23 protein-coding genes and 1 pseudogene are annotated in these 26562 nt (G+C 43.8%); 14 read left to right on the forward strand and 10 right to left on the reverse strand.

Annotated features, from left to right (window positions below; translation table 11 throughout):
- Window positions 1-1883: pseudogene (locus C9414_RS18830) on the reverse strand (hypothetical protein); the annotation flags it as partial.
- Window positions 1884-2057: 174 nt separating this feature from the next.
- Between C9414_RS18830 and C9414_RS18835 the strand changes: the two are divergent.
- Window positions 2058-3077, forward strand: coding sequence for an LLM class flavin-dependent oxidoreductase (locus C9414_RS18835; RefSeq protein ID WP_047203393.1), 1020 nt, complete (start codon window positions 2058-2060; stop codon window positions 3075-3077).
- 38 nt (window positions 3078-3115) lie between these two features.
- Here the strand turns inward: C9414_RS18835 and C9414_RS18840 are convergent, their stop codons facing one another.
- Complete coding sequence (locus C9414_RS18840) at window positions 3116-3736, reverse strand: acetate uptake transporter (RefSeq protein ID WP_047203394.1); 621 nt, start codon at window positions 3734-3736, stop codon at window positions 3116-3118.
- A 142-nt stretch (window positions 3737-3878) separates the two neighbouring features.
- Between C9414_RS18840 and C9414_RS18845 the strand changes: the two genes are divergently transcribed.
- Window positions 3879-4700, forward strand: coding sequence for a uroporphyrinogen-III synthase (locus tag C9414_RS18845; protein ID WP_107164256.1), 822 nt, complete (start codon window positions 3879-3881; stop codon window positions 4698-4700).
- 38 nt (window positions 4701-4738) lie between these two features.
- Here the strand turns inward: C9414_RS18845 and uptA are convergent, their stop codons facing one another.
- A complete protein-coding gene (uptA, locus tag C9414_RS18850) occupies window positions 4739-5341 on the reverse strand; it encodes an undecaprenyl phosphate transporter UptA (protein WP_039179163.1) in 603 nt (200 codons plus the stop codon).
- 324 nt (window positions 5342-5665) lie between these two features.
- Between uptA and C9414_RS18855 the strand changes: the two genes are divergently transcribed.
- Together C9414_RS18855 and C9414_RS18860 are read left to right on the forward strand one after the other, a co-directional pair.
- Window positions 5666-5896: an excisionase family DNA-binding protein gene (locus C9414_RS18855; protein ID WP_039179160.1), complete on the forward strand. Its 231-nt coding sequence runs from the start codon at window positions 5666-5668 to the stop codon at window positions 5894-5896.
- Between the two features lie 125 nt (window positions 5897-6021).
- Window positions 6022-7020, forward strand: a complete 999-nt coding sequence (locus C9414_RS18860; protein WP_258182655.1) for a hypothetical protein — start codon at window positions 6022-6024, stop codon at window positions 7018-7020.
- Between the two features lie 6 nt (window positions 7021-7026).
- Here C9414_RS18860 and C9414_RS18865 read toward each other — a convergent pair whose 3' ends face one another.
- The 6 genes from C9414_RS18865 to C9414_RS18890 form a co-directional block, all read right to left on the reverse strand.
- The gene (locus C9414_RS18865; protein ID WP_107164258.1) at window positions 7027-8127 is read right to left on the reverse strand and encodes a Ger(x)C family spore germination protein; all 1101 of its coding nucleotides are present in this window, start codon (window positions 8125-8127) and stop codon (window positions 7027-7029) included.
- A complete protein-coding gene (locus C9414_RS18870; protein ID WP_107164259.1) occupies window positions 8124-9224 on the reverse strand; it encodes a GerAB/ArcD/ProY family transporter in 1101 nt (366 codons plus the stop codon). The genes C9414_RS18865 and C9414_RS18870 overlap by 4 nt, the downstream gene beginning before the upstream one ends.
- 12 nt (window positions 9225-9236) lie before the next feature.
- A complete protein-coding gene (locus C9414_RS18875) occupies window positions 9237-10721 on the reverse strand; it encodes a spore germination protein (RefSeq protein ID WP_047203398.1) in 1485 nt (494 codons plus the stop codon).
- 72 nt (window positions 10722-10793) lie between these two features.
- Complete coding sequence (locus C9414_RS18880; RefSeq protein ID WP_107164260.1) at window positions 10794-12137, reverse strand: (Fe-S)-binding protein; 1344 nt, start codon at window positions 12135-12137, stop codon at window positions 10794-10796.
- Window positions 12134-13543: a glycolate oxidase subunit GlcD gene (gene glcD / locus C9414_RS18885; protein ID WP_107164261.1), complete on the reverse strand. Its 1410-nt coding sequence runs from the start codon at window positions 13541-13543 to the stop codon at window positions 12134-12136. The genes C9414_RS18880 and glcD overlap by 4 nt, the downstream gene beginning before the upstream one ends.
- 78 nt (window positions 13544-13621) lie before the next feature.
- Window positions 13622-14755, reverse strand: coding sequence for a CdaR family transcriptional regulator (locus C9414_RS18890; protein WP_107164262.1), 1134 nt, complete (start codon window positions 14753-14755; stop codon window positions 13622-13624).
- 125 nt (window positions 14756-14880) lie between these two features.
- On the opposite strand from C9414_RS18890, the gene C9414_RS18895 reads away from it, so the two are divergent.
- The gene (locus tag C9414_RS18895) at window positions 14881-15459 is read left to right on the forward strand and encodes a branched-chain amino acid aminotransferase (protein WP_107164263.1); all 579 of its coding nucleotides are present in this window, start codon (window positions 14881-14883) and stop codon (window positions 15457-15459) included.
- Window positions 15460-15475: 16 nt separating this feature from the next.
- On the opposite strand, the gene C9414_RS18900 is transcribed toward C9414_RS18895, so the two are convergent.
- Complete coding sequence (locus C9414_RS18900) at window positions 15476-16240, reverse strand: DeoR/GlpR family DNA-binding transcription regulator (protein WP_107164264.1); 765 nt, start codon at window positions 16238-16240, stop codon at window positions 15476-15478.
- 150 nt (window positions 16241-16390) lie between these two features.
- Here C9414_RS18900 and C9414_RS18905 point away from each other — a divergent pair, with 150 nt between their 5' ends.
- From C9414_RS18905 to C9414_RS18945, 9 genes are all read left to right on the forward strand, one after another.
- Window positions 16391-17197: a tyrosine-protein phosphatase gene (locus C9414_RS18905; RefSeq protein WP_249117800.1), complete on the forward strand. Its 807-nt coding sequence runs from the start codon at window positions 16391-16393 to the stop codon at window positions 17195-17197.
- Window positions 17198-17221: 24 nt separating this feature from the next.
- Window positions 17222-18763 (forward strand): glycoside hydrolase family 10-like protein, encoded by a 1542-nt coding sequence (locus C9414_RS18910; RefSeq protein ID WP_107164265.1) that lies wholly within the window; start codon window positions 17222-17224, stop codon window positions 18761-18763.
- Window positions 18764-18906: 143 nt separating this feature from the next.
- Window positions 18907-20049 (forward strand): acyl-CoA dehydrogenase family protein, encoded by a 1143-nt coding sequence (locus C9414_RS18915; RefSeq protein WP_059377390.1) that lies wholly within the window; start codon window positions 18907-18909, stop codon window positions 20047-20049.
- Between the two features lie 45 nt (window positions 20050-20094).
- Window positions 20095-21729 (forward strand): AMP-binding protein, encoded by a 1635-nt coding sequence (locus C9414_RS18920; protein WP_181286170.1) that lies wholly within the window; start codon window positions 20095-20097, stop codon window positions 21727-21729.
- Between the two features lie 8 nt (window positions 21730-21737).
- Window positions 21738-23087 (forward strand): acetyl-CoA carboxylase biotin carboxylase subunit, encoded by a 1350-nt coding sequence (locus C9414_RS18925; RefSeq protein WP_107164267.1) that lies wholly within the window; start codon window positions 21738-21740, stop codon window positions 23085-23087.
- Entirely contained in the window at window positions 23084-23299 is a 216-nt protein-coding gene (locus C9414_RS18930) for an acetyl-CoA carboxylase biotin carboxyl carrier protein subunit (RefSeq protein ID WP_107164268.1), read from the forward strand. The genes C9414_RS18925 and C9414_RS18930 overlap by 4 nt, the downstream gene beginning before the upstream one ends.
- A gap of 11 nt (window positions 23300-23310) precedes the next feature.
- On the forward strand, window positions 23311-24207 hold the full coding sequence (locus tag C9414_RS18935) for a hydroxymethylglutaryl-CoA lyase (RefSeq protein ID WP_058838621.1): 897 nt from the start codon (window positions 23311-23313) through the stop codon (window positions 24205-24207).
- Window positions 24208-24231: 24 nt separating this feature from the next.
- Complete coding sequence (locus C9414_RS18940; protein ID WP_107164269.1) at window positions 24232-25014, forward strand: enoyl-CoA hydratase; 783 nt, start codon at window positions 24232-24234, stop codon at window positions 25012-25014.
- 18 nt (window positions 25015-25032) lie between these two features.
- Window positions 25033-26556 (forward strand): acyl-CoA carboxylase subunit beta, encoded by a 1524-nt coding sequence (locus C9414_RS18945; protein ID WP_107164270.1) that lies wholly within the window; start codon window positions 25033-25035, stop codon window positions 26554-26556.
- Window positions 26557-26562: the final 6 nt, after the last annotated feature.

The raw sequence follows: 26562 nt of genomic DNA on the forward strand, positions 1-26562 counted from the left end.
GTAGCGCCGGTAGAACCAGTATCTCCAGTGCTGCCCGTAGCACCGGTAGGCCCAGTATCTCCAGTGACACCCGTAGCCCCGGTAGGACCAGTATCTCCAGTAATACCCGTAGCGCCGGTAGGTCCGGTATCTCCAGTAATACCCGTAGCGCCAGTAGGACCAGTTGGTCCAGTGCTACCTGTAGCCCCGGTAGAGCCAGTAACTCCAGTGCTACCCGTGACGCCAGTAGGCCCAGTATCTCCAGTGACACCCGTAGCGCCAGTAGGCCCAGTATCTCCGGTGCTGCCCGTAGCGCCGGTAGAACCAGTATCTCCGGTGCTGCCCGTAGCCCCGGTAGGTCCGGTATCTCCAGTAATACCCGTAGCGCCGGTAGGTCCAGTGGCTCCGGTAATACCCGTTGCCCCAGTAACTCCAGTGACACCTGTAGCGCCGGTAGAACCAGTATCTCCAGTGCTGCCCGTAGCACCGGTAGGCCCAGTATCTCCAGTGACACCCGTAGCCCCGGTAGGACCAGTATCTCCAGTAATACCCGTAGCGCCGGTAGAACCAGTATCTCCAGTGCTACCCGTGACGCCAGTAGGACCCGTTGGTCCAGTGCTACCTGTAGCCCCGGTAGAGCCAGTAGCTCCGGTAATACCTGTGGCCCCGGTAGGCCCAGTATCTCCAGTGACACCCGTAGCGCCAGTAGGCCCAGTATCTCCGGTGCTGCCCGTAGCGCCGGTAGGTCCGGTATCTCCAGTGCTACCTGTAGCCCCGGTAGAACCAGTATCTCCGGTAATACCTGTGGCCCCGGTAGGCCCAGTATCTCCAGTGACACCCGTGGCCCCGGTAGATCCGGTATCTCCAGTGACACCCGTGGCCCCGGTAGAACCAGTATCTCCGGTAATACCTGTGGCCCCGGTAGGTCCGGTATCTCCAGTGCTGCCCGTAGCGCCAGTAGGACCAGTTGGTCCAGTGCTACCTGTAGCCCCGGTAGAACCAGTAGCACCGGTAGCTCCGGTATCTCCAGTGCTACCTGTGGCGCCAGTAGGACCCGTATCTCCGGTAATACCTGTGGCCCCGGTAGAACCAGTAACTCCAGTGACACCCGTAGCGCCAGTAGGACCCGTTGGTCCAGTGCTACCTGTAGCCCCGGTAGAGCCAGTAACTCCAGTGCTACCCGTAGCGCCAGTAGGTCCGGTAACTCCAGTGACACCCGTAGCGCCAGTAGGTCCGGTATCTCCAGTGCTACCTGTAGCCCCGGTAGAACCAGTATCTCCAGTTTCACCTGGTGCTGCTAAAAGTGTGTAATCTGGCGACGTATCTGGCGTACCTGAAGGTGGTGAAGAATTCACAAGATAAGTACCCCCACCATAAGTGACCACTTGCCCTACTGAATATGTTGGTGCCGTTACAGGATCATAGGATTCAACACCACTTAATCCGATCCCAGTAGGACCCGTAGGCCCAGTTTCTCCAGAAGCAGCCAAAAGGGTATAGTCGGGGGAGAGTCCAGGTATTCCTGATGGAGCGTCAACATTGGCAATGTAAGTACTGCCATTAAACGTGACCACTTGCCCTGTATCGTAATCTTGTGATTGTGAGGGATTAAAAGGAATGGCGCCGGTTAACCCGCCAGCTGGTCCAGTAGGTCCGGTTGGTCCGGGGGGACCTGCTGGGCCTCTTGTTCCAGCTCTTTGATTTGGTTTTGATTGCTTTATTCCTTTTGCAATGTGGCAGGGGTGATTCCCTTGAGATATATTTTGTTTTATATATTCTTGTTTAATGAATGGACAGTCTCTTTTTCGAGGACGGTCATGACGTGATCTTTTGTAATGAGGCTGTTCATGGTATTTACCGCAAAAGGGACATTTGTGTTCGAATTGATTGTACAAATTGCCCATCTCCTAGAATTGATATTTCATTCTATGTGCAAATTTTTAAATTGGAAGTAAAACCTAAAAAATCATCATTTCGAAAATCATCGAATCAAATCATTTAAATCTTTCATGAATTTATGTTATGGTGTTGAAAGTATAAAAATAGTATGATATTTGACAGAAATGGGGACATCATTTATGAGTCAATCAGTTTTACAGGGCAAAGCTTATTCCGTTTTAAATTTATCCTCTGTGACAGAAGGAGGCACCATTAAAGAATCTTTTGATCGTAGCATGGATTTAGCAAAAAAGGCGGAGAAGTGGGGCTATCATAGATACTGGCTGGCAGAACACCATAACATGGAAGGGGTTGCGAGCTCTGCAACGTCCGTTTTAATTGGATATATTGCGGGAGGAACAGAAAAAATTCGAGTAGGATCTGGTGGGATTATGCTGCCAAATCACTCTTCACTTGTCATAGCCGAACAATTTGGCACACTTGAGACATTGTATCCGGGGAGAATTGATTTAGGTCTTGGCCGAGCACCAGGGACGGATCAGTTAACAGCAAGAGCGCTTAGACGTAATCTTCATAACGGAGAAGATTTCCCTGAGCAGCTTGAAGAACTGATGCAATATTTCAAGCCGACCGGTCAGGTTAAAAAACATGTAAGAGCTGTTCCAGGAGAAGGCCTGGACATTCCAATTTGGCTCCTTGGTTCAAGTGGTTTTAGCGCCAGACTTGCAGGAGAACTTGGATTGCCATTTGCCTTTGCAGCACATTTCTCACCTAAAAATACAATTCCCGCGTTAGAATTGTACAGACAGTCATTTAGACCTTCTGATGTGTTAAAAGAGCCTTATGCCATGGTTGGTGTGACGGTTTTTGCTGCAGATCAAACTGAGCGTGCTGAATATTTGGCAACCTCTCATTATCAGCGGTTTTTAAGTCTCATTCGTAATACACCAGGAAAACTGAAAGCGCCTGTCGACAGCATGGACGGTCTTTGGAGTCCATATGAAAAGGCGATGGTGGATGAACAATTAAGCTCGACTATCATTGGGGATAAAGAAAAGGTGAAAACAGAATTAGAAGCCTTTATTGAAGCTACTCAAGCTGATGAAGTGATGATTAATTCGGATATGTTTGACCATCAAGAAAGAATGCGTTCGTATGAAATCATCGGAGAGATCTTTCAAGAGGCACAAGAAAATTAAACATAAAAAAAGAACTGCACAGAGCAGTTCTTTTTTATTTATGCTTTTGTAAAAATGCGAAATGGTTGTCCAATTGGCAGAACAATACGGCCAAAATGTGTATTAAGGACAACAGCTGCAGAACCATAAAATGAAAGCAGGGAAATGATCAATTCTGCAATACCAGCCATGGTATGAGTGACATCGTACATCACACCAAACGTGCTAAGGGAAAGACCAATGAATAAGAAATCAATAAAGACGAAAATCAAAAATAACACTTTATGTGTTTCCATTGCACCAATCGTCATAAACAAGCTGAAAATCAAATAACCAACAAATGCAAAACCTAGCTGTTTTGGATCTGCTGCTCCCGCAAGCGTTTTCCCAAAAACGCCGGCTTGAATGAGCCAAGTCGTACCAACGCCCATCCAGAAAAGACCGAATGCGCCAAAGGCAGTGGCTCCAAAAATATTATGATGCTTTGAATCTTGTATGGACGCGATCAGCTGCGCGATTCCTCCAAGGAAGATAGCCCAAGGTAAAATAAGGGAAGTGCCATCTGTGATTCCTAGTTTTTGTGAGGACGCAACGAGCGTCACCATTGCTAAACCAAACAAACCAAGTGGTGTTGGGTCTGCAATTGATAATCGAATTGCTTGAACATTCTGTTTTTCCATAATGACCTCCTACAATTTGCACTTACAAAAGATACTCGAATTCGATAGAAACGTCAAGCTCTTTTTTAGTAGACACTTGCATCGTCTTCCAAATAAATCTATATTTAATACATATCAAATGTGATAGAAAAAGAGGGATAATATGAGTAAAGGCTTATCTGGAAAAACGATTGCTATTTGTGGAACGAGAAAAACAGAAGAAATGCGTACACTTGTCGAAAAACAAGGAGGACAAGCCGTCATTCGCTCTCTTCAAGGAACCGTATTTTTAGCCAAAGAGGAATTAAAGCCAGGTATAGAAACCTTTGTAAAACAAGGGGCCGACTGGGTGATCTTGACGACAGGCATCGGTACAGATACATTGATTGAGAGTGCAGAAGAGCTGCAGCTTGGTAATGAATTTATGAACATTTTATCAAATGCCCATATTGCTTCAAGAGGGTACAAAACCTTTGCTGCGCTGAAAAAACGCGGAATTCAGCCAGAGGTCTCTGATGAAGACGGTACGGTTCGTGACTTAATTTCAAAACTTGAAGACAAGGAGTTTCAAGGCAAACGTGTAATGGTGCAGCTACATGGTGAAAATGCACCAGCTCTCATTCAGTTTTTACATGACAAGGGGGCAGATGTTTTGCTGCTTTTACCATATCAGCACACACCACCTGAACCAGAGGCTGCTGAAACGCTTCTGCAAGAAATGAAAGATGGACAAGTTCATGCCGTCTGTTTTACAACCGCTGTCCAGGTTCACGCCTTTTTCAAACTGGCCGCAGAATGGGGCAGAAAAGAAGAATTGCAAGCATTATTCGAGCAGGACGTGCTGGCAGTAGCTGTTGGAAAAGTCACTGCTGAAGCTTTAAAAGAAGAAGGAATAGACCGAATTCTTGCCCCTTCACTTGAGAGAATGGGTGCAATGATTATAGAATTATCACAATATATGAAAAAACAATCAGCACTCTCATAAAAAAACGCCTTTCACCAGATCAGTGAAAGGCGTTTTTGTTAAATTGTCCGTTTTCGATTCGTCCGAATTTTTTTGAGTACAAAATAGAGAACAATCAGGACAATAGCAATGACCATAATAGGGGTTGTATAAGTATGAGCAACACTTTGAATATGATCCCATTTTGTCCCAAGCTGCATGCCAAGATAGATAAATAAAATAGACCAAGGGATGGCAGCTAATCCTGTCAAGAAAACAAATTTCAAAAAAGGCATCTTGGCAATACCTGCTGGAATCGAGATGGCATGGCGCACAACAGGGATAAAGCGCGCGGTAAATACTACACCGGTTCCATACCGATCAAACCAGCGCTCTGCAGTCGCGATATGATGTTCATGGATGAATAAATACTTTCCATACTTTGTTAAAAAAGGTCTTCCGCCGTACAGACCGATCCAGTAAATAAAACACTGGGCGAGCGTACCACCGATGACGCCGGCAATAACAGCTCCAACAAAACCAATTGTGCCTGTTGACACCATATATCCGCCATAGGCAAGTACAATTTCACTCGGAATGATTTCAATCATCAGCCCTAGTGCTACACCTACATAACCAAGGCTTGTCAGCCAGGTTAAAATTTCATTAAAAAAGGTTCCCATTCATTTCACTCTGCCTTTAAATACGAATTTTCTTCAAGCATCCTTATAAGAGCCTATGCTTGTTTTGCTTTTCTCATGAGTATGCTTTCTATATATGCCAGCATGGCTTGCGGCTCATAAAGACACCACTGAACCTGGCTTTTTCACCAAGTCTATGTTGGCAAGCTCTCATCTAGCAGATTTTATCATACCATATTTGCTGGCATCTAGACGATCTACTTGCTATATGAAGAATGGCCACCAGAAAAGAGAATAGGCTGCATCCGTTTTTTCAGCAGATCATGATATAATTTGTTAGATGAAACGAACGGGTGGTGCACAAGCATGTATTTAACAATCGCAGAAACAGCTGAATACTTGGAAGTATCAGAAGCGTATATTGAAAAATTGATCCAGCAAAAAAAGATCCGTTACGTATTTGACGGGGAATCTTATCTTATTTATCAAGGGCAGTTTCAAACGCATTTAAAGCAGCTCGAACAATATAAAGAGCTAGTCCAAGAGATCTTAAATGAACCGATTCCGGAAGACCCAGATGTAAAGGATGAAGATTAGAATATCTTTTCAATTGATTCAACATGGATCAATTGCAGCGGGTGATAGAAAGAATAATCTCTATTTCACCTTATGCTTTCTGGAATGAAAAAAGCAGAATGATCATTCATTAGCAGTAAAAGGAAGTGAAATCTTTGGGGACAACTACTTTATGTGAAGCCTGTCAAAAAAACGAAATGGACATTTTAGAAGTGTCTGATGAACCGAAACAGGCTTATGAATTATGCCGTCAATGCCACGAAAGACTACTGACCTATTCATTACGGCCTATTGAATGGTATAACCTAGCTGTTCTCCATTCTTCTAAACAATTTTTACTGCACGATGGTTTTTATGGAGAGGACGGACAGGCTTTCCAATTAGAGGAGGATGTTGTCATCACCAAAAGTGAAAAAGCACCAACATTACAAGCCGTTAGGCGTGATTTGGTGTCTTTATTAGACTTTTCAATCACTAGATGGTTTCTTGAGGATGATGTCATCGATGCTTTGAAACAGCACGATCAGCAAAGAATCTTGGATGCTGTTCAAAGGAGGTTTGATCAAACGCATCATGTCGAAGTGAAATCGCGCATGTTAGAAATTACGGCTGATGTGTTAGGTACCTCTGCTGCTGGGTGGGTGAGGGAACTTTTGGATCAAGCTGATGAAGAATTTCTTTATCCGCTTTCGTGGGCAGCCGCCAGCAGTTTGCCAGTAGATGAGGGATTACAACGTACTCTAGATAAATTGAAATCTGTCAGTGAAAAAGAATTGCCGTTAGAGGCTTTTATTTGCCTGCACCGTTTCCGTTCTAATAAAATATTGGATTGGATGGAGTCAAATTGCACCCATTTTCACGATCAGTGGGGAAGTCTGGCAGCCGTCAGCTACCCAACCTGGGAGAGAATGAAATCTTGGCTAAACAAAGGAAGACCTTTCAGCTTAATTGCACTAGATACAATGGCAAACTGTGCAAAAGGGAATAGACCGGCTCTAGTGGAACAATATTCACCTAAAATCCTTAAAACTGATAAAAATGAAGTAGAAAAGATTTTAAATGAATATTATCAAAAAGATCATGTTCCACGAGTGAAAATGAAAGTGTCCAAAATCTTGGAGAACAAACAAGACATATTTGAATAAGCCTTTTTATTGGCTGACTCCCGTTTGAACAATTTTCATGTGGCATTTAACTTGTACATCTGCATCAGGATAAATGTTCTTCCATTTTTCTGGTGTCACTGCTTTGTCTTTTGATCTATACCTAAGGCCCAGCCCAAGAGGATCTATGTTTTGCTTTTTAAAGGATTGAACAAGGTCTTGTCCTTGCTGAGCGACACGTTTTTCTACTTCTTTTTCAACATGGTCCAATATAGAAGGTTTATCAATTTTTTTGGACTTCATGAATTCTTTTAATTCGCCTTTCAACTTGATATCAATCATGATATGAGGCTTCTTTGTTAGGTTTTTCGTTGGTTTGATTCGGTAAGACACATGAGATTTGATATTTTCAATGACGACATGGGTCTTTGCTTGATCTGCCAATTGAAACTCATAGATGCCATTTTTATGATTTTCAATCATCGCTTTAAATGTGAACGTGTCTTTTCCAGGTATATGACTGACCATTTTTTCATGATCAAACAGAGCGACTCCTGTGATCTTGATGCCACTGTTTGTTTTCTTGATGTAAGGGAGGTATGCATCGACCCCTTTTGCCAGCATCTGATTCATAAAAATATGCTGATTGGTGACAGGTTCATTGCCATTTCGCATATTTTGGGCGAGCAGATCAGAGAGATATACACCTATATTTAAGTTCGTTTGATTCATTTTTGTGTATAATAAATCTTCCACTTCTCCGCCTACAATCGCAAACACTTGGCGTGAACCAATAATAGGATCACGGTAAATGTAATTCATTAAATCAATCATGCCTACTTCTTTTGCTAACTTTTCACTGACTAAAATAACGAGTACCTGGCCCATGACGACTGGAAAAGGCGATTTTTCTGATACAAGAAATTGAATATTGCTAATGGTGTTTGACCTTGCACTTAATATTTGATAACTTCCTTGTTCTTGACTTTTAAAGACAGGGAAGACAAAGAAGCCTTTCATTTCTCCGTCTTCTATTAAATCAAATCCCGCCGCCTGGGAGATATTTAATTCATCTAAAAGGCGGGGCTCTGCACAGCTGGTTAACAAAAGACTACACAACATGAGGCCCGTAAGTATATAACGTTTCATGCTCGTTTTTTCCCCCTCTTTTTTTTCAGCATCAGTCCAATGACCATACAGACAATCAATCCATAGATCAGAATGAATCCACTAAATTCCACCCATTGATTAAAGGTTTCAAAAGAAGTTGCACTGGCAAAAAACGAAAACATGATCAGAATGAGGATGCTGAGCCCGATGAACGTGACGCGCTGGCTCGTATGAAGCATTTTTTTTGCCATTCGGCTCGCTGCCCATAATGGAATCGTGATATTAGGAATGATCAGAAGCAGCCAAAGAGACACTTCAATAAATTCAAAGCGCTGGATAAACGGAAGCTTCACAATGCTTGTTAACGTTAGTGTCGGCCATTTTGTTAATTTGAGCTGAGCACTTGAGTAATACGCAATAGAGACGAGAAAAGTGAGCAAGTTTAAGCATGTCGTAAATAATGCCCCCATGTGAGCAAATCTTTGAGATGTCTGAGCTTGTTTAATAAAGGGATAATAGACAAGCAGGGTGCCAAAACCAAACATGGATAAGGATGCATCTTTGACTCCCACAAGCATTTGCGAAAATGTATGTTCAAACATTGGGAACATGAAACGAATGTGACTATATTTCATGGCATAAAAACAAATAAACGTCATCCAATACGTCAGTACAATGCTAAAAAATGCCCAGCCAGCAATGGTTCTAAAGCCGCCAGTATGAATGTAATACACAAGCAGCAGCAGTACAGATACAAACAAAAGACCAGGGATTTCTTTAAACAGCCATACATGGATCACATCCATGTAATGGATAAGAACGGTCAGCGACAAAGAAGCAAAATATAAGATATAAAGAATGTTGAATAATTGCCCAATCCATTTGCCAAATACATATTGCGTGATATCACCAAATTCATCCGAAGGTGCCTTTTTAAACATCAAGTACATTAAAAAGATCATCACATTGACGCTCATGCCAGAAATCAAAATAGCGATCCATCCATCATTATTGATAGAACGAACAAGGTTTGTTTGAAAGTTTAAAATGCTGACCCCGACTTGATTGGCATTGATGAGAAAAAACACAAAATAAGGGGATACTTGAAATTTCTCTTTGACAGAAGAAGAGCTCATGCCTTCACTTCCTTATTCATAAAAATCATTTTTCCCCTTACGGCCTTGCTTAGGCTTAGACCGATGGATGGTTTCATTTTTTGGACGTAAATTTTCCGGCCTTTTGTTCAAAAAACGGAGCTGAGGACGAATCAAACTGCCCTTTAAATCAGCAAGGCGCATTGGAAAAATAGGCTCTAGATACGGCCGGCCAATCGAGGTTAATTTCATTAGATGGGTGAGCAGAAAAGATCCCATCACAGCAATGCCTAATGCGCCCCAAACCTGTGCTGCGAGTAAGAAGGGAAATCTCAGCAGCCGAATGGTACTGCCCATTTTGTAAATAGGCGTGACAAATGAGGCGAGAGCAGACAGGGCAACAATAATGAGTAAAATATTGCTCGTTAAGCCTGCTGCCACAGCCGCCTGTCCAATGACAATCCCTCCAACAATCCCGAGCGTCTGACCGACTTTAGCCGGGAGCCTTGACCCTGCTTCTCTTAGTAATTCAATCGAAGTCTCTAAAAATAGTGCCTCAATGATCGGAGGAAATGGAACAAGATAGCGCGAGGATACAATGGTTTCTAATAAATCCTTTGGGATCAGCTCATAATGAAAAGTTAAAACGGCGACATATAAAGGTGTCGCAAAAATGGAAAATATCACAGCAAATATGCGTAACAGCCTAAAGCAAGAAGCCGCAATCCATGACATATTGTAGTCTTCCATAGTGGAAAAATACTCAAGTAAAATAGTTGGAGCAAGCAAGACATGAGGCGAGCCATCCACTAATATGGCGATTTTCCCTTCTGATAAACCTGAAGACACACGGTCGGGTCTTTCTGTATTCAAAAACAACGGAAAAATCGTATTGGACACATCATAAAGCATTTGAGCGAGGTAATTCGCATCTAAAATCTGATCATAATCAACGTCCTCAATTCGCTGCAGAACCGTTTCAATGTTTTCTGGGTTAGCGATTTCTTCAATATATAACACGGCTACTTTTGTTTGAGAGAGCGTACCAACCGTCTTTTCCTCAACTTTCAGGTTAGGCGTCGGCAGCCGCCGCCTGACCAAATTTAAATTGGTATCTAAAACCTCCACAAATGCTTCCTGAGCACTGATAATCCCAAATTCAATCTCGGGCGGACCTACTTGTCTGCCTTTCTTTTCTTCAATCGGCAAAAGAAGCGTTTTGCCCCAGTCTGTCTCAAGTCTAATAGCTATGCTGCCCCGGTGAAGGGCTTCTTCCACTTTTTGAAGATCGTTCGTGATGACAGCCTGCTCAATGGGAATTTGTTCTTTCAGCTCTTCAAGAGTAGGTGTCAGGTGCATTTGTTTGAGAGAGGGGAGAATTTGTTCATGTAGAAGATGTCCATTAATTAAAGATCGAAAAAAGGAAATCCTATACAGAAAATCTCCATTTCGAGACAGCTCATTTGTAAAATCAGCAGAACGTGACAATGCTTCAAATACTGAATTTGGGTCCTTTTGTTGTTTGTTTTTTTTCAGCATTTGAACCAGCTCCTTCGGCAATTTTCCTCTATTATCCAACCAATTGTCTAAAGATATGCATAAAAAAAGCGTTCAGCTTGATGGGCTGGACGCTTTTTTTCCATATTGAACGGCTTCTAATAATAAATCAGCTAGATGGACAGCACGCATGGTCGGCGAGTGCTCCGCGCGTTTGATGCCTGCTGCCATTTGCAGCTGACAGCCTGGATTAGACGTAACAATGGCAGCAGCCTTTGTTTCCCTTGCTTCTGTCATTTTATGATCTAAAATTTGCATCGACATCTTTGGCTGCAAGATGTTGTAAATGCCAGCTGAGCCGCAGCACCGGCCCGAATCCTTCATTTCATTAAATGATACGCCTTGAATGGCCTTCATCAGCACCCTTGGCGCATGCTGTACACCCATTCCGTTCCGCAAATGACAGGAATCCTGATAGGTGATGGCTTGCTCTGGCAAAGCAAGCGGCATGCGGCGGTGAAATTCCAGCTCCACTAGAATGTCTGATATATCGGTGATTTTCTTTGAGAAGACTTCACTTCGTTTTTGAAAGTCCGGATCATCGTGAAGCAAATGATCGTAATCACTTAAAAAAGCACCACAACCGCCCGCATTCATGACTATGGCATCTGCATCTATCTTTTCAAATGCTTCAATATTCCGCTTTGCTAGCTGTTTCGCTTGCTCTTTTTCTCCGCTATGACCATGAAGCGCTCCGCAGCACGTCTGAATAGGAGGGACGATGACGTCACAGCCTGCCAGCTGCAAAAGCTGAATAGTCGCTTCGTTTGTACTGGAAAAAACGGTGTCCATTAAACAGCCAGTAAAAAAGGCGACACGCTTACTTGCTGGGCCAGCGGCTTTGTATTCCGTCAAACGGTTTTTCTGTTGGCGCGGCACCTTTGGAAGCGCCTGTTCCATCAGCCGTAAGTGCGGTGGAAGCACCTTCAGCATACCAGTTTTGCGGGCGGCTGTTTGCAGACCAGATGTTTGATAAAATCGAAGAAGTCCTGCCGCTTGCCGCATTCGGCTTTGTGAAGAAAAGAGTCCTTTGAATACTGCACGTCTCACAAGTTTGACAGGGATGGATTGTTTTTTGTGCTGCTGAATGATGTCTCTTGCATCCTCAAGTAACCGCCCATATTTGACGCCAGAAGGGCAGACCGGTTCACATGCACGGCAGCCAAGACAAAGATTCAGTGAATGCTCGACATCTTCATCTGGCTCAATGACGCCGTCTCTCACCGCCTTCATTAAAGCAATTCGGCCGCGGGGAGAGTGTGTTTCTTGTTGACCAGATTCAATATAAGTAGGACAGGATGGAAGGCAGAAGCCGCAGCGCATGCAATTGAGCAGCTCTTTTTCGTCCATTTGCTGCTGAAATGATTGCTGAATCTCTGTTTGTTTAGAGGAACTCATGAGACCACCACCCGCTTTCTTGCGGCTTTACCAAACACTTTATCAGGGTTCATCATATTTTCTGGGTCTAGCGCTTGTTTGATCGCTTTCATTGCTGCAATGCCTTCTTTTTTGACCTTTAGTTCCAAGTAAGGGGCTTTCATAAGACCCACACCATGTTCACCCGTAATGGTGCCGCCAAGTGAGACGGCTTTTTCAAAAATGGCCTGAAATGCTTCCTCCACCCGTTTCATTTCTTCTTCATTTCTTGCATCTGCTGCACAAGTAGGGTGTAAATTGCCATCACCTGCATGACCGAATGTACAGATTTTCACTTTGTACTCCTTCGCAATATCTTCGATTGCCCGCACCATGCTGGCAATTTCAGACCGAGGGACTGTGGCATCTTCTAAAATGGTCGTTGGGCTTAACCGGGCGAGGGCAGATAAAGCGGATCGTCTCGCTGTTAAAAGGGCATTTGCCTCTTCTTCAGAATGAGCGATATTCACTTCTTTTGCACCGTGCTGCTTACACACTTTTGCGATGCTCTGCATATCACGAGAAACCGCCTCAGGATGGCCGTCCTGTTCGATTAACAGCACAGCTTGAACGTCCGTCGGCAGACCGATTTTTGCAAAGTCTTCAACGACTTCCAGGGTCGGCTGATCCATAAATTCTAATGTGGCGGGGATGATACGCTCTGCAATAATCGCCGACACTGAAGCGGCTGCTTCCTCTAGGCTTTCATATAAGCAAAGCATTGTTTGTTTTGTTTCTGGAAGCGGCAAAAGCTTCAGCGTGGCTTCAGTAACAATCCCGAGCGTTCCTTCTGAACCTACGAACAAACGGGTCATATCATACCCGGCCACGTCCTTTGCAAGTTTGCCGCCTGTTTTAATGATGTCACCGTTTGGCAGAACCACTTCAAGTCCAAGTACATAATCTCTTGTCACGCCATATTTTAAGCCCCGGAGACCACCTGAATTTTCATTAATATTTCCGCCTAATGTAGAGATTTTCATAGAGCTTGGATCAGGTGGATAGAAGAGCCCTTTTGCCTCTACTTTGCGAATGAGTTCCTGTGTGATCAAACCAGGCTGCACCGTTGCTGTCAGGTTTTCTTCATCTATTTCTATTAATTGGTTCATTCTTGTAAACAGCAGCACAAGTCCGCCTTGTGTAGGACATGTACCTGCACAAAGATTCGTTCCTGATCCTCTTGGCACGATCGGTATATGATATGAGGCGCAGAGCCGGACAATTTGCTGGATTTCCTCAGCCGTATGCGGGCTTACGATGACATCTGGCATCTGCTGAAAATTTGGTGTTGCATCATAAGAGTAGGCAAGCCGATCGGCTTTACTGTCCTGTACGTAAGGCGCACCAACAATCTTTTTCAATTGATTTAAAAATTCAGAATTTAACATACGCATTCAACTCCTACTGATTAGACGTATCGTTTCTTTCAGTATAAAAAAAGAATCGCCTCATGCCTATGGACGATTCTACAAAATATCGGGCTGTTCGCTTCGTTTTTTTGGATCATGATCTAAAAGCATGAAGGCTAAATAAAAAAGCATTGCATCTTGCATGCGCTTTGGATCAAGTGTCGTTAAATCTTGGATTCGTTTTAGCCTGTAATGTAGTGTATTGATATGAACATGCATTGCTTCTGCGGTATATTTCAATGAGCAATCTGATGTCATGAGTACCCGCAATGTTTTCACTAATTCAGGATAGGGGAGAAGAGGGGCGATCGTTCGATCAAGAAACACTTCCTTTGTTTCCTGACTCACTTCCTCCATAAAAAGTTCAAGCGTTAAATCTTCATCAAATACAATCGGCGTATCAGCATGTGCCATTTTTAATGCACGAAAGGCTTGTTGAAAGGATTGCTTCATCAAATGAGCAGCTGCTGGTTTTCCCGCCCCAATCAAAACCCCTGGCGTGCTCTGCGCCGTAAGGGAGGCATGGATGTGAAATAGGCGCTGCTGCAGTGTTTTACGATCATCTGCTGTTGTTTGCAGCATAAGCAAAAAGCGTGCATGCCCCCAGCGGACGATGATCTCCTGACTAGTGAGATTCAGCGTTTCCTTTAATTCTTTGTATTGATTTTGTTTCATAAACGATTCATCCTGACAATCGATCAGGACGACTGTGCGCTCCTTGTTGATATCAAGCTGAAGCCGCGTTGCTTTTTCATTGAGATCAATCGCTGTCTCTGGCAGATGGAGCCAGTCGAATACAAACGCTTCGAGCTGACGTTCATCCGTTTCGGTTTCTTGAAAAAATTCATGTTCATGAATGAGCAACTCAGTCATTTTTCTTAATATTTCGCCAAAAGGAGACACATGTAAAGGATCTCCTGTCATCCCAATGACTCCGATGACCTCCTGCTTAAAATAAATAGGCAGATTGATGCCAGCTTTGACGCCTTTCATGTGGTGCTGGTCATCCTTTGTGAGAATTCGTTTCTGTCCTTCAAAAGATGTCAGATATGCTCCTTCATGAAATTGTCCGATGCGCTCTGGATCTGTTGCTGCAATGATGGTGCCGTTCGTTTGTGCGATGATGATTTCCTCAGTCAGCACCTTTTTCACTTCGTCTACAATCTTTTCTGCCAGTGTCATTGTGAGCAAAATGTACCCCTCCGAGATGTTTCTTTTGACACTATCATACCATCATATGCTAGGACATATCTTTCTTTTCCTGAGTTATGCTAAAATAATAAACGCACATGAATGAGAAGAAAGGAGACATAGCCATGTCACTGCAAAATCGCTTACAAGATTTACTGAAAGAAGGACAAGCGCTGACAGACTTCGAATATGATGAAGCGGCGAGCCGCAATTGGCCTTTAGAAGGGGCGAGAATAAAAGAAGAAGCACGCTTTGGCGATGTATATATAGAGCGTGTGGACAAGGAATCAGAGGACATGATTCAAACAGAAGACGCCTCATTTCTAAACACACCGCTTACATATGTGAAAAAACATCAAAAAGAATTTATTTATATCGAATCAAAGTGGTTTGATGTCGTGAAAGTAGATGGCTTGGCCATTGAATGGGACGAAGTGTTTCGAACGTATACCGTGTTATTCGGTTTCAAACGTCCTAAGAAAGACACGAATATTTTAAAGGACTTGCTATCGCCATTAAATGGTGCTCAGCTTCAATTTAATGGACAAGATGGCTTATTTGATGTGAATTTACAGCTTCTTGAGCTTGAGGACATCCACGAAGATATGGCTTTCATTGACGTTATCTCGGCTGTGTACCGATTTTTATTCCGTATGGTCATGCAGCTTGAAATCAATGAATCAAAAAACGGCTCAAATTCCTGAGCCGTTTTTTTCCCATCTATTCATTTGATGAAGGCGTGACAAACCGCACATCATGCTCTTTTCCATATTGAAGATAATTTTTATTTGGCTCCTGATTGGTCACGACGACATCAATCTCGTGCAAATCACAAAACGTGGTCAAGGCGTAATGATCGAATTTGCTATCATCCACTAATAAAAACGTTTTGGCACTTTTTTGAACGAGCGTCTTTTTAATATCGGTTTCAAGCGGGGACGAATTCGTGACGCCGTGATCAATAGATAAACCAGTTGATGCGATAAAGGCTTTATTCACATTGTAAGCTTTTAAGCGCTCTACACTTTGATAGCCTACGAAAGAATTTGTTTTTCTTTCAAGCATCCCGCCAGTAGAAAAGATGGTGAGATTTTCATAAGGCATCGCCTGTGTAATGAAATCCACATTATTGGTCACAATGGTCACCTGTTTCTCTGTCAAATAGGAGAGCATCTCAAGCGTTGTCGTACCAGAATCAATAAAAATCATATCCCCGTTTTCCACAAAAGCAGCAGCCGTCTGACCGATCAATTGCTTTTTACTGAGCTGACGGATCTTTCGCTCCTGATACACCACTAACGTTGAGTGGTTCACAGCCACTCCGCCATACACTTTTTTGAGCACGCCGGACTCGACCAATGCCTGTACATCTCGGCGTATCGTGTTTTTTGAGACACCAAAATGCGCCACAAGCTCATCTAGTGAGGCAGATTCCCGGTCAAACACATACTCTTTGATTTGCTGAATCCGTTTTGTTTTTATCATGCTTCATATCTCCAATCAATCCGAATGTCCTTTTTCCATTATACCAATAAATTCTCTTACATGATGAATAGGTCAATTGATTCTCTTTTCTCCTTTTCTATAAAAGCGTATGATAGAGAAAAGAACGAACCGGAAAGGACTTTCACTTCTATGAATCAATCAAACAACCCATTTTCAAAGCTTGCGAATTTTAGAGAAGTAGGGGGACTTCAAACAACAGAGGGGATGGTGATCAAAGAGAGAATGATTTATCGATCCGCAGACTTATCTCGATTGACGAAACAAGACATCGAGATATTCTCAACACTCGGAATTCAAACCGTTTGCGACCTCCGTACAACCTCAGAACGTAAATCACATCCACCAAAGATCAAGGAACACGACAAAATCGTCCATATTCCGATGCAGCCTGACAGTAAGATGCCGAGTAAATGGACCATGTTTCGTATGCTGGTAACAGAAGGGAAGTCTCTCTCATTTACACCGATTATGAAAGATTTATATCAAAGCATGCTCACTGAGCGTAAAGAAGAGATTCGGCAGCTGTTCACACTACTTTCAGATCAAAGCCATTATCCGCTGATGCTTCACTGCACGAGCGGTAAGGACCGTACAGGTTTTTTATCTGCCCTGATTCAGTTAACAGCAGGTGTACCGCTGACTGTCGTTTTAAGTGAATACATGCGGTCCAATGAAGGCGTGCAAATGCTTGTCAGAAGGCAGGAACGATTTGTCCAATGGATGAGTTTATACCGGGTATCAAAAGAACAAATTCAGCCGCTTGTCGGTGTGCAGCAAGATTATCTTGAAGATGTGCTGCACGAAATGCTGGAGACATACGGGAGTGCAGAGAGGTATTTAATTGAAGCCTGCAAAGTCCCTGAAGCTCAGCTCAATCAAATGAAAAACATTCTGCTTACACCATCTGCTGGCATTCCATCACAAAAAGCGGAATAAACTGAATATGAGGTGATGCAAAACATGCTGAAAAAGATCAGTATGACAGTTCTAACACTGATGTTAATGTTTGTATTCTTATTGATTCCTTCTAGCAGTCTAGCAGCTCGTCCAGTGCCAAAAGGGAAGCTTGAGAGCACAAGAGAAATGCGCGCGGTATGGATTGCATCGGTTTATAACTTAGATTGGCCCTCAAAGAAGGGGCTGCCCGTAGCAGAGCAGAAAAAAGAGTTCATTCGTTTGTTAGACGAGATCAAAGCAATGAATATGAATGCCGTCATTATGCAAATTAAACCAACAGCAGATGCTTTTTATCCTTCAGCATACGGGCCGTGGTCAGAATATTTAACTGGAACGCAAGGGAAAGATCCTGGGTATGATCCGCTTGAGTTTATGATAGAAGAAGCTCATAAACGCGGCCTTGAATTTCATGCTTGGTTTAATCCTTACCGAATCACGATGAATCATACTGATCTCAGCCGTTTATCAGCTGATCACCCTGCAAGACAACATCCTGAATGGACCATTGCCTACGGTAATCAGCTATATTACAACCCTGGCATCCCTGAAGCTCAGGACTTCATTGCCCTCGGCATAGAAGAAGTTGTGAAAAACTACGATATTGATGCAGTGCATATGGATGATTATTTTTACCCAAATAAAATAGCCGGTGTGCCATTTCCAGATCAAGAAACGTATGAAACATATGGGAAAAAAGCTTTTACACATATAGAAGATTGGCGAAGAGATAATGTGAATCAGCTGGTGAAACAAATCAATGACACCATTAAGAAAGAAAAGCCGTATGTGAAATTTGGTATTAGTCCATTCGGGGTTTGGCGCAACATAAAAGATGACCCGACTGGTTCAAACACCACTGCTGGAATGACCAACTACGATGATTTGTATGCTGATACAAGAGAGTGGATTCAGCAGCACGATATTGATTATGTCACTCCGCAAATTTACTGGAGCATCGGTTTTCAAGCTGCCGCTTATGACGTGCTGACGAAATGGTGGTCAAATGAGGTGAAAGGGGAGCCGGTTCACCTGTATATTGGTCAGGCGGCATATAAAATTAACCAAAACAGTGACCCTGCTTGGTCTGACCCGGAAGAATATTTTAGGCAGATTGAGCTGAACAGGCAGTCACAGCTCGTGCAGGGAAGCATGCATTTCAGCTTGAAGGATCTCAATCGCAACCCTTTGAATGTAAAGGATCGATTGATAGAAGAGTCATACCGCAAACCAGCTCTCATTCCAGAAATGCCTTGGCTTCATCAGAAAGCGCCTAAAAAACCAATCATTCAATCTGTGAAAAAGACAGCGGATGGTGCGGCTTTGCAAATCAAAAATGATCCACATTCTACCGTATCCTATTATGCAGTCTATCGATTGATAAATAAAGGAACATATGAATTGCTGCAAACAGTTAGAAAAGAAAAAGGCGCCATCACAACGATTAAAGACCTACCAATCAATCAAAAGACGATTGATACTTACAAGATTACGGCTCTTAATCGTCTTCATCAAGAAAGCAAGCCTTCTGCAAAAATAGTAAAATAACGGAAAAGCATGGATGAGGATTTTCTTCGTTCATGCTTTTTTTCTATTATTCTTGTTTTAATTTTCTGAATTCAATCAAGCTTGGCATGAAGCCGCTGCTTGATTAATAAATATGATAGAAAAGAGCCAAAGGGGGAAGCAAGATGGATTTTGAATTAACGAAAGAACAACAAATGATCCGCCAGATGGTCAAAGATTTTGCCAAAGCAGAAATTGCACCACACGCTCAAACGATTGATGAACAGGCCGTATTCCCAGCCAAAACGTTTCAAAAAATGGGGGAGCTCGGCTTTATGGGCATCCCCTTTCCAGAGAAATACGGAGGCTCAGGAGGAGATACGATATCGTATGCACTCGCTGTAGAAGAAATAGGAAAACAATGTGCCAGTACAGGTCTTAGCTATGCCGCAGCCGTATCTTTAGGCGCAAGCCCGCTTTATTACTTCGGTACAGAGGACCAAAAGATGGACCACCTTGTCCCGCTGGCTTCTGGGACAGCACTTGGTTCCTTCGGTTTAACAGAACCAAACGCAGGATCAGATGCAAAAGGGACGAAAACAAAAGCAGTCAAAGACGGACAAGAATATGTCATCAACGGGGAGAAGTGCTGGATCACAAACGCCAATTTTGCCAGAACCATTATCGTCACCGCTGTCACGGATCATGATGAAAACGGCCGCCCGATCATCTCCGCCTTTATTGTAGAGAAAGGGCAAAAAGGGCTGTCCATTACAAATCCATATGACAAAATGGGCGTGCGCGGTTCAGATACAGCAGAAATCATTTTAGACGGTGTACGTGTACCAGCCCAGAATATTTTAGGAGACCCAGCGAAAGGCTTTAAGCAATTTTTATATACATTAGACGGGGGACGCATTTCAATTGCTGCCTTATCAGTTGGCATTGCACAAGCTGCACTAGATGCTTCGCTCTCGCATGCAAAGGAAAGAAAGCAATTTGGGCAAACCCTTTCTTCCTTCCAAGCCATTCAGTTTAAGCTGGCAGATATGGCGATGCAAATAGAACTCGCCAGACAAATGGTTTGGAAAGCCGCTTGGCTGAAAGATCACGGCAAGCCGTTTACAAAAGAAGCTGCTTATGCCAAACTTTTCGCTTCTGAAATGGCGACAAAAGCAAGTCTTGATGCTGTCCAAATTCACGGAGGAACAGGCTATATGAAAGAATGTGGTGTAGAACGGCTAGTGAGAGATGCGAAGCTGATGGAAATTGGAGAAGGGACCTCTGAAATTCAGCGTCTAGTCATCGCAAGACAACTGTTAGCGTAACCCGATAATGAAAACGCTTACTATCAATGGAGGAGGAAAGCCATCATGTCGATTCATCCACAGACAATCGGCTCCCTTTTAAAAGAGAAAAGGGAGCAGCATCCAGCACATGAAGCCATTGTGTATCCAGAACGTTCATTACGTTATTCATATGAAGCGTTTTATCGAGAAGTCAAGGAAACAGGGAAAGGTCTTATGGCATTAGGGGTTCAAAAAGGGGATCATCTCGCCATCATGGCACCCAATGTACCTGAGTGGCTCATGTTGCAATTCGCCTGCGCGTCGATTGGAGCCGTTCTTGTCACCGTAAATACGAATTTTCAAGCACAGGAATTCGCCTATTTACTCAAGCATTCTGATAGCAGCATGCTGTTTATCGTAGACGGCTTTAAAGAGACATCCTATGTCAAAATGCTGGAAGAACTTATACCAGAGCTTCAAAAGGCTCATCAAGGCGAAATCACCTCCTCATCTTTTCCTTATTTAAAAAGTGTCGTCTATATTGGCGAGCACACGCCAAAAGGCATGCGCAGCTGGAACAGTATTCAAGCTGCTGCTAAAAGAACTGAGGATCACGAGTGGGAGAAACGATTTGATGAGCTTGCGCCAGATGACGTCATTAATATGCAATATACTTCAGGCACAACCGGCTATCCAAAAGGAGTCATGCTCAGCCATACAAACATCGTCTGCAATGCCAGCCAAATCGCAGATTGTATGAAGCTCACCCAAAAGGATCGAATGTGTATCCCCGTTCCTTTCTTTCATTGCTTTGGATCCGTTCTTGGCGTGCTTGCTTGTCTCACAAAAGGAGGAACGATCATTCCGGTTGAATCCTTCCACCCAGAGCGTGTCCTTCAAACCGTGGAAAAAGAGAAGTGCACCGTACTTCACGGCGTCCCGACAATGTTCATTGCAGAGCTCGACCATCCGAATTTTCACCAATACGATCTGTCCACATTACGAACGGGCATTATGGCAGGATCTCTTTGCCCATCCCATGTGATGAAAGCCGTCATTGAACAAATGGGACTGAAGGAGCTCACGATTGCCTACGGACAGACTGAAAGCTCTCCTGTCATTACCCAAACAAGAACGGATGATTCATTTGAAAGCCGGGTTCAAACGGTCGGCCGGGCGCTTCCTCACATCGAAGTGAAAATCACCGTTCCAGGCACGCCGGAGGAAGTACCAAGAGGAGAACAAGGCGAGCTGTGTACAAGAGGCTATCATGTGATGAAAGGCTACTATAAAAATGAAGAAGCCACAAATGAAGTGATTGATCAGGACGGCTGGCTTCATACGGGTGATTTAGCAGTGATGGATGAGGACGGCTATGTGAAAATCACAGGACGGCTGAAAGATATGATCATTAGAGGCGGGGAGAATGTATACCCAAAAGAGATTGAGGACGTTCTTTATACTCATCCGGACATTCTTGATGCACAGGTTGTTGGTATACCTGACGAGACGTATGGAGAAGAAGCCGCCGCATTCATTCGGCTTAAGCAAGGTAGAGCGGTGACGATTGAGACACTCACCAGCTATTGTCAGTCGCAAATGGCGCGCTACAAAATCCCTAAATATTTTTTCATCACTGACGAGTATCCGATGACCGCATCAGGGAAGATTCAAAAATTTCGTCTGAAAAAACAGGCGCTTGATCTAATAAAGGAGTGAAGGCAGCGATGTTTCAAAAAGTACTGATTGCCAATCGAGGCGAAATTGCTAGGCGAATTATTCGAACATGTAAAAGGCTCGGGATCCACACCGTTGCCGTTTATTCAGAAGCAGATCAGCATGCACTTCATGTGCAAGAAGCAGACAGCGCCTATCCGATTGGAGGCGCGAAAGTATCTGAAAGCTATTTAAACATGGAAGCCATCATTAGGGTAGCCAAGCAGACAAATACAGAAGCTATCCACCCAGGATATGGCCTCTTATCAGAAAATGCGGCCTTTGCAGAACGCTGCCGCAGCGAAGGTATTGCCTTTATTGGACCATCCGCACAAGTCATTCAGCGAATGGGGAATAAAATTGAAGCAAGAAAAACGATGGCTCAAGCAGGTATCCCCATTGTACCAGGCGTTTCAGCTCCGCTGCATGATGCAGAAGAAGGAGTGAGTCAAGCGCAGTCACTCGGTTATCCGATCATGCTCAAGGCATCAAGCGGGGGAGGAGGAATTGGTATGCAGCTCGTGCAAAATGATGATGAGCTGTACAGGGCTTTTGAAGGGAATCAAAAAAGAGCACAAAGCTTTTTCAACGATGGGACGCTGTATATGGAAAAGGTCATTGAAAACGCGCGGCACATTGAAATCCAGGTTCTCTTTGATTCCTTCGGCCATGGGGTTCACTTATTTGAGCGCGACTGTTCACTCCAGCGGAGACATCAAAAAATCATTGAAGAAGCACCAGCCGCCTGTCTCGATGAACCGGTGAGACGTCAGATGGGGGAGATGGCCCTCAAAGCAGCCAAAGCGATTGGGTATGAAAATGCAGGGACGATTGAATGTTTAGTAGATCAGCATCAACAATTTTATTTCCTAGAAATGAACACGAGATTACAAGTAGAGCACCCTGTCACAGAAGAAATTACAGGCATTGACCTTGTTGAGGAGCAGCTGAAAATCACATCATGTGAGCCGCTTTCCTTTAATCAGGAGGATATTCATCAAATCGGGCATGCCATCGAGGTTAGAATTTATGCAGAAGATCCCGTCACCTTTTATCCTTCACCAGGAATGATATCTCGGCTTTCTACGCCTGAAGCTCCGTATATCCGTCATGAGTCAAGTGTGACAAAGGGAAGCATTATAACCCCTTTTTACGATCCAATGATTGCGAAAATGATCGTTTACGGTGATACACGAAAACTTGCAATAGAACGATTAAAAGGGGCATTACAAGCATATGAAATAGAAGGGATCAAAACCAACTTACCGCTTTTAAGGGAAATGACCGGATCTTCTGCCTTCTTACAAGGCAGCATCACCACCGATTTTCTCATGAAAAAAAGGGAGGAAAACCGTTCATGAAAACTGTCATGATTCAAATGGCCGGAAACTTGTGGAAGCTTCTTGTGAAACAAGGCGATGAAGTGCAAAAAGGACAGGAGGTTGCCATCTTAGAATCAATGAAAATGGAAATTCCGATCGTTGCTGAAGAGGCCGGGATCATCAGCAAAGTGCATAAGGCAGAGGGAGAATTTGTCGATGAAGGAGAGGTTCTTTTAGAACTAACAGAATAGGAGGGAGCCAGATGGCATTACCAAAGAGTGTGCTTATCAGGGAGGTCGGCCCGCGGGACGGACTGCAAAATGAATCAGTCTGGCTGGACACAAGCGAGAAGCGAACGTGGATAGATCTGCTCGCAGCAGCCCAGCTCCCTTATATTGAAGTCACATCATTTGTTCATCCTAAATGGGTTCCAGCCTTAAAAGATGCCAAAGAACTTACCCAATCCTTAAATCAAAAAGACGACATCACCTATGCAGCACTCATTCCCAATGAAAAAGGCTTAGCTCATTTTTTTGAAGCTAATCTTGACACAGGCGCTATGTTTATCTCTTCGAGTGAAACACATAACAAGAAAAATATGAATCAATCCATCCACGAAACACTTCCTGTCATCAAACAAATGACAGCTGATTTAAAAGCAGCAGGAAAAAGGACACGCGCGTATATTTCAACCGTGTTTGGCTGCCCGTATGAAAAACAAGTGCCAATGGATCAAGTCCTGCGGTTAACGGATATTTTGCTTTCTTATGGCATTGATGAAATATCGCTCGGTGACACCATCGGTGAAGCCCATCCGCTACAAGTAGAAAGGCGCTTAGACATTTTACTTGAACGTTTTCCTGCTGATAAAATCGCTCTTCATTTTCATGATACGAAGGGGATGGCTCTTGCCAATATTTATACGGCATTAAAAGCCGGAATCACGATATTTGACTCCTCCAGCGGGGGGCTTGGCGGATGTCCCTATGCACCTGGCTCCAGCGGAAACGTGGCGACAGAAGATGTGGTGCATATGCTTCAAAAACTAGGAATTGAAACAAATATTCACCTTCCTGCATTAATTCAAGCGGCAGAATGGATTGAAGCAAAAGTAGATCGAACCCTGCCTAGTCACTGTTTACGTGCTTTTCACTCTTAGACTACTTCATAAAGGATGAATAACATGACATCATTGGTCCATTTTTCAATACAAGATGAACAGATCGGCATCATGACCTTAAACAGGCCAGAACAAGCGAATTCCCTATCCTCTACAATGCTGGAGGAGATCAATCAAATCATTCAAGAAATCAAACACAACGAAAGCATCCGCTGTCTGCTCATTACAGGAGCCGGTTCAAAAGTCTTTTGCGCAGGAGCGGATTTAAAAGAACGACGATTGATGACAGAAGCAGAAGCGAAAGGGGCTGTTCTTTCAATTCAGCAAACCTTTATCGAGATTGAATCCATTCCTGTACCTGTCATTGCAGTGATGAACGGACACGCACTTGGTGGAGGACTTGAGCTCGCGCTCGCTTGTGATCTCCGCATCGCACGAGCCGGAGCAAGACTCGGCCTGCCAGAAACAGGACTAGCTATCATACCGGGAGCAGGAGGGACGCAGCGGCTTCCGCGCCTCATTGGACTCGGTAAAGCAAAAGAACTTATTTTCACAGGCGCATCATTACAAGCAGAAGAAGCCATTCAAATCGGGCTGATTGAGCATATTTCTGTAGCAGATTCCCTTATGAACGATGCTATCTCTCTTGCAAAACAAATCACCAAAAATGGTCCGCTTGCCTTAAAAGAAGCGAAACAAGCGATTCAATCAAGCCTTGATCACGATTTGCATACAGGTCTAACGAAGGAATACGAAGCCTATTTACGGCTCATTGATACAGAAGATCGAACGGAAGGTCTTCAAGCCTTCCAAGAAAAACGCACGCCTCAATACAGAGGCAGGTAGTAAGAAAGGGGAATGGGTATGATTGAAGAATATGAACAGAAAAAACAGCAGATTCTGAAAGGCGGGGCCGAGCGATACCATCAAAAAAACAAAGAAAAAGGAAAATTGTTCGTCCGTGACCGCCTCCAGTTGTTATTAGATGAGGATTCTTTCATTGAGGATGCCATGTTTGCCGAGTGTCAAGATGCAAATTTACCAGCAGATGGTGTTGTCACAGGGACGGGGCGGATGAATGGGCAGACCGTTTGCGTCATGGCAAATGATTCTACCGTCAAAGCAGGATCATGGGGCGTCAAAACGGTAGAAAAAATCATCAGAATCCAAGAAACAGCCGAAAAACTCAACTGTCCGATGCTGTATTTAGTCGACTCTGCGGGTGCTAGAATCACCGATCAAATCGCCATGTTTCCAGGCAGAAGAGGTGCAGGTCGCATTTTTTATAACCAGGTAAAGCTGTCTGGACGTATTCCGCAAATTTGTTTACTATTTGGTCCTTCTGCAGCTGGAGGTGCTTACATTCCTGCTTTTTGTGACATCGTCGTCATGGTCGAAGGGAATGCCTCAATGTATTTAGGCTCACCGCGAATGGCTGAAATGGTGATTGGAGAGAAAGTATCACTTGAAGAAATGGGCGGGGCGAAAATGCATTGCAGCATTTCTGGATGCGGTGATATTTTAGCAAAAACAGAAGAAGAAGCCATTGAAATCGCTCGCACCTATTTAACTTACATGCCTGCCAATTATACAGAAAAACCAAAACTGGCAGCCGCAATCGCACCTAAACCATCAGAGATTACCATTCAAGAACTCATCCCTAAAGGGCAGAATACCCCTTTTGATATGTATCAGCTTATTGATTTACTCATTGATGAAGGATCATTTTTTGAAATCAAAAAGCTATTTGCCGCAGAGCTGATTACAGGCTTTGGCCGTATGAATGGTCAGCCTGTCGGTCTTATTGCCAACCAGCCGAGGGTAAAAGGTGGCGTATTATTCCATGACTCGGCCGACAAAGCCGCCAAGTTTATTCAGCTATGTGACGCCTTTCATATTCCACTCCTTTTTCTTGCGGATATACCGGGGTTTATGATCGGAACAAAAGTGGAACAAGCAGGCATTATTAGGCATGGGGCGAAAATGATCTCCGCCATGTCAGAGGCAACCGTTCCGAAAATATCCGTCATTGTTCGTAAAGCATATGGTGCAGGTTTATATGCGATGGCAGGACCAGCCTTTGAACCGGACTGCTGTCTCGCACTTCCATCAGCACAAATTGCTGTCATGGGACCAGAAGCCGCTGTAAATGCTGTCTATGCGAATAAAATTGCCGAATTGCCTGCCGACGAGAGAGCCGCATTTATTCAAGAGAAACGCAAGGAATACCAGGAAGATATGAATATATATGAGCTTGCCTCTGAAATGATTGTTGATGGTGTCATCCCGTTTGACCATTTGCGAGATGAGCTTTGTCATAGATTACAAGCCTATACCGCTAAGGAAATGACATTTACAAGACGAAAACACCCGGTTTATCCGGTCTAAAGGGGG

Origin of the sequence: Bacillus sp. Nf3 (assembly GCF_003028545.1) — a bacterium.
Taxonomy (GTDB): Bacteria; Bacillota; Bacilli; order Bacillales; family Bacillaceae; genus Bacillus; species Bacillus safensis.

Excerpts from the sequence above, each read along its gene's own strand:
- C9414_RS18835 (WP_047203393.1), top strand. The coding sequence starts at position 2,058 with ATGAGTCAATCAGTTTTACAGGGCAAAGCTTATTCCGTTTTAAATTTA.
- C9414_RS18840 (WP_047203394.1), bottom strand. The coding sequence starts at position 3,736 with ATGGAAAAACAGAATGTTCAAGCAATTCGATTATCAATTGCAGACCCA.
- C9414_RS18845 (WP_107164256.1), top strand. The coding sequence starts at position 3,879 with ATGAGTAAAGGCTTATCTGGAAAAACGATTGCTATTTGTGGAACGAGA.
- uptA (WP_039179163.1), bottom strand. The coding sequence starts at position 5,341 with ATGGGAACCTTTTTTAATGAAATTTTAACCTGGCTGACAAGCCTTGGT.
- C9414_RS18855 (WP_039179160.1), top strand. The coding sequence starts at position 5,666 with ATGTATTTAACAATCGCAGAAACAGCTGAATACTTGGAAGTATCAGAA.
- C9414_RS18865 (WP_107164258.1), bottom strand. The coding sequence starts at position 8,127 with ATGAAACGTTATATACTTACGGGCCTCATGTTGTGTAGTCTTTTGTTA.
- C9414_RS18870 (WP_107164259.1), bottom strand. The coding sequence starts at position 9,224 with ATGAGCTCTTCTTCTGTCAAAGAGAAATTTCAAGTATCCCCTTATTTT.
- C9414_RS18875 (WP_047203398.1), bottom strand. The coding sequence starts at position 10,721 with ATGCTGAAAAAAAACAAACAACAAAAGGACCCAAATTCAGTATTTGAA.
- C9414_RS18880 (WP_107164260.1), bottom strand. The coding sequence starts at position 12,137 with ATGAGTTCCTCTAAACAAACAGAGATTCAGCAATCATTTCAGCAGCAA.
- glcD (WP_107164261.1), bottom strand. The coding sequence starts at position 13,543 with ATGTTAAATTCTGAATTTTTAAATCAATTGAAAAAGATTGTTGGTGCG.
- C9414_RS18895 (WP_107164263.1), top strand. The coding sequence starts at position 14,881 with ATGTCACTGCAAAATCGCTTACAAGATTTACTGAAAGAAGGACAAGCG.
- C9414_RS18900 (WP_107164264.1), bottom strand. The coding sequence starts at position 16,240 with ATGATAAAAACAAAACGGATTCAGCAAATCAAAGAGTATGTGTTTGAC.
- C9414_RS18905 (WP_249117800.1), top strand. The coding sequence starts at position 16,391 with ATGAATCAATCAAACAACCCATTTTCAAAGCTTGCGAATTTTAGAGAA.
- C9414_RS18910 (WP_107164265.1), top strand. The coding sequence starts at position 17,222 with ATGCTGAAAAAGATCAGTATGACAGTTCTAACACTGATGTTAATGTTT.
- C9414_RS18915 (WP_059377390.1), top strand. The coding sequence starts at position 18,907 with ATGGATTTTGAATTAACGAAAGAACAACAAATGATCCGCCAGATGGTC.
- C9414_RS18920 (WP_181286170.1), top strand. The coding sequence starts at position 20,095 with ATGTCGATTCATCCACAGACAATCGGCTCCCTTTTAAAAGAGAAAAGG.
- C9414_RS18925 (WP_107164267.1), top strand. The coding sequence starts at position 21,738 with ATGTTTCAAAAAGTACTGATTGCCAATCGAGGCGAAATTGCTAGGCGA.
- C9414_RS18930 (WP_107164268.1), top strand. The coding sequence starts at position 23,084 with ATGAAAACTGTCATGATTCAAATGGCCGGAAACTTGTGGAAGCTTCTT.
- C9414_RS18935 (WP_058838621.1), top strand. The coding sequence starts at position 23,311 with ATGGCATTACCAAAGAGTGTGCTTATCAGGGAGGTCGGCCCGCGGGAC.
- C9414_RS18940 (WP_107164269.1), top strand. The coding sequence starts at position 24,232 with ATGACATCATTGGTCCATTTTTCAATACAAGATGAACAGATCGGCATC.
- C9414_RS18945 (WP_107164270.1), top strand. The coding sequence starts at position 25,033 with ATGATTGAAGAATATGAACAGAAAAAACAGCAGATTCTGAAAGGCGGG.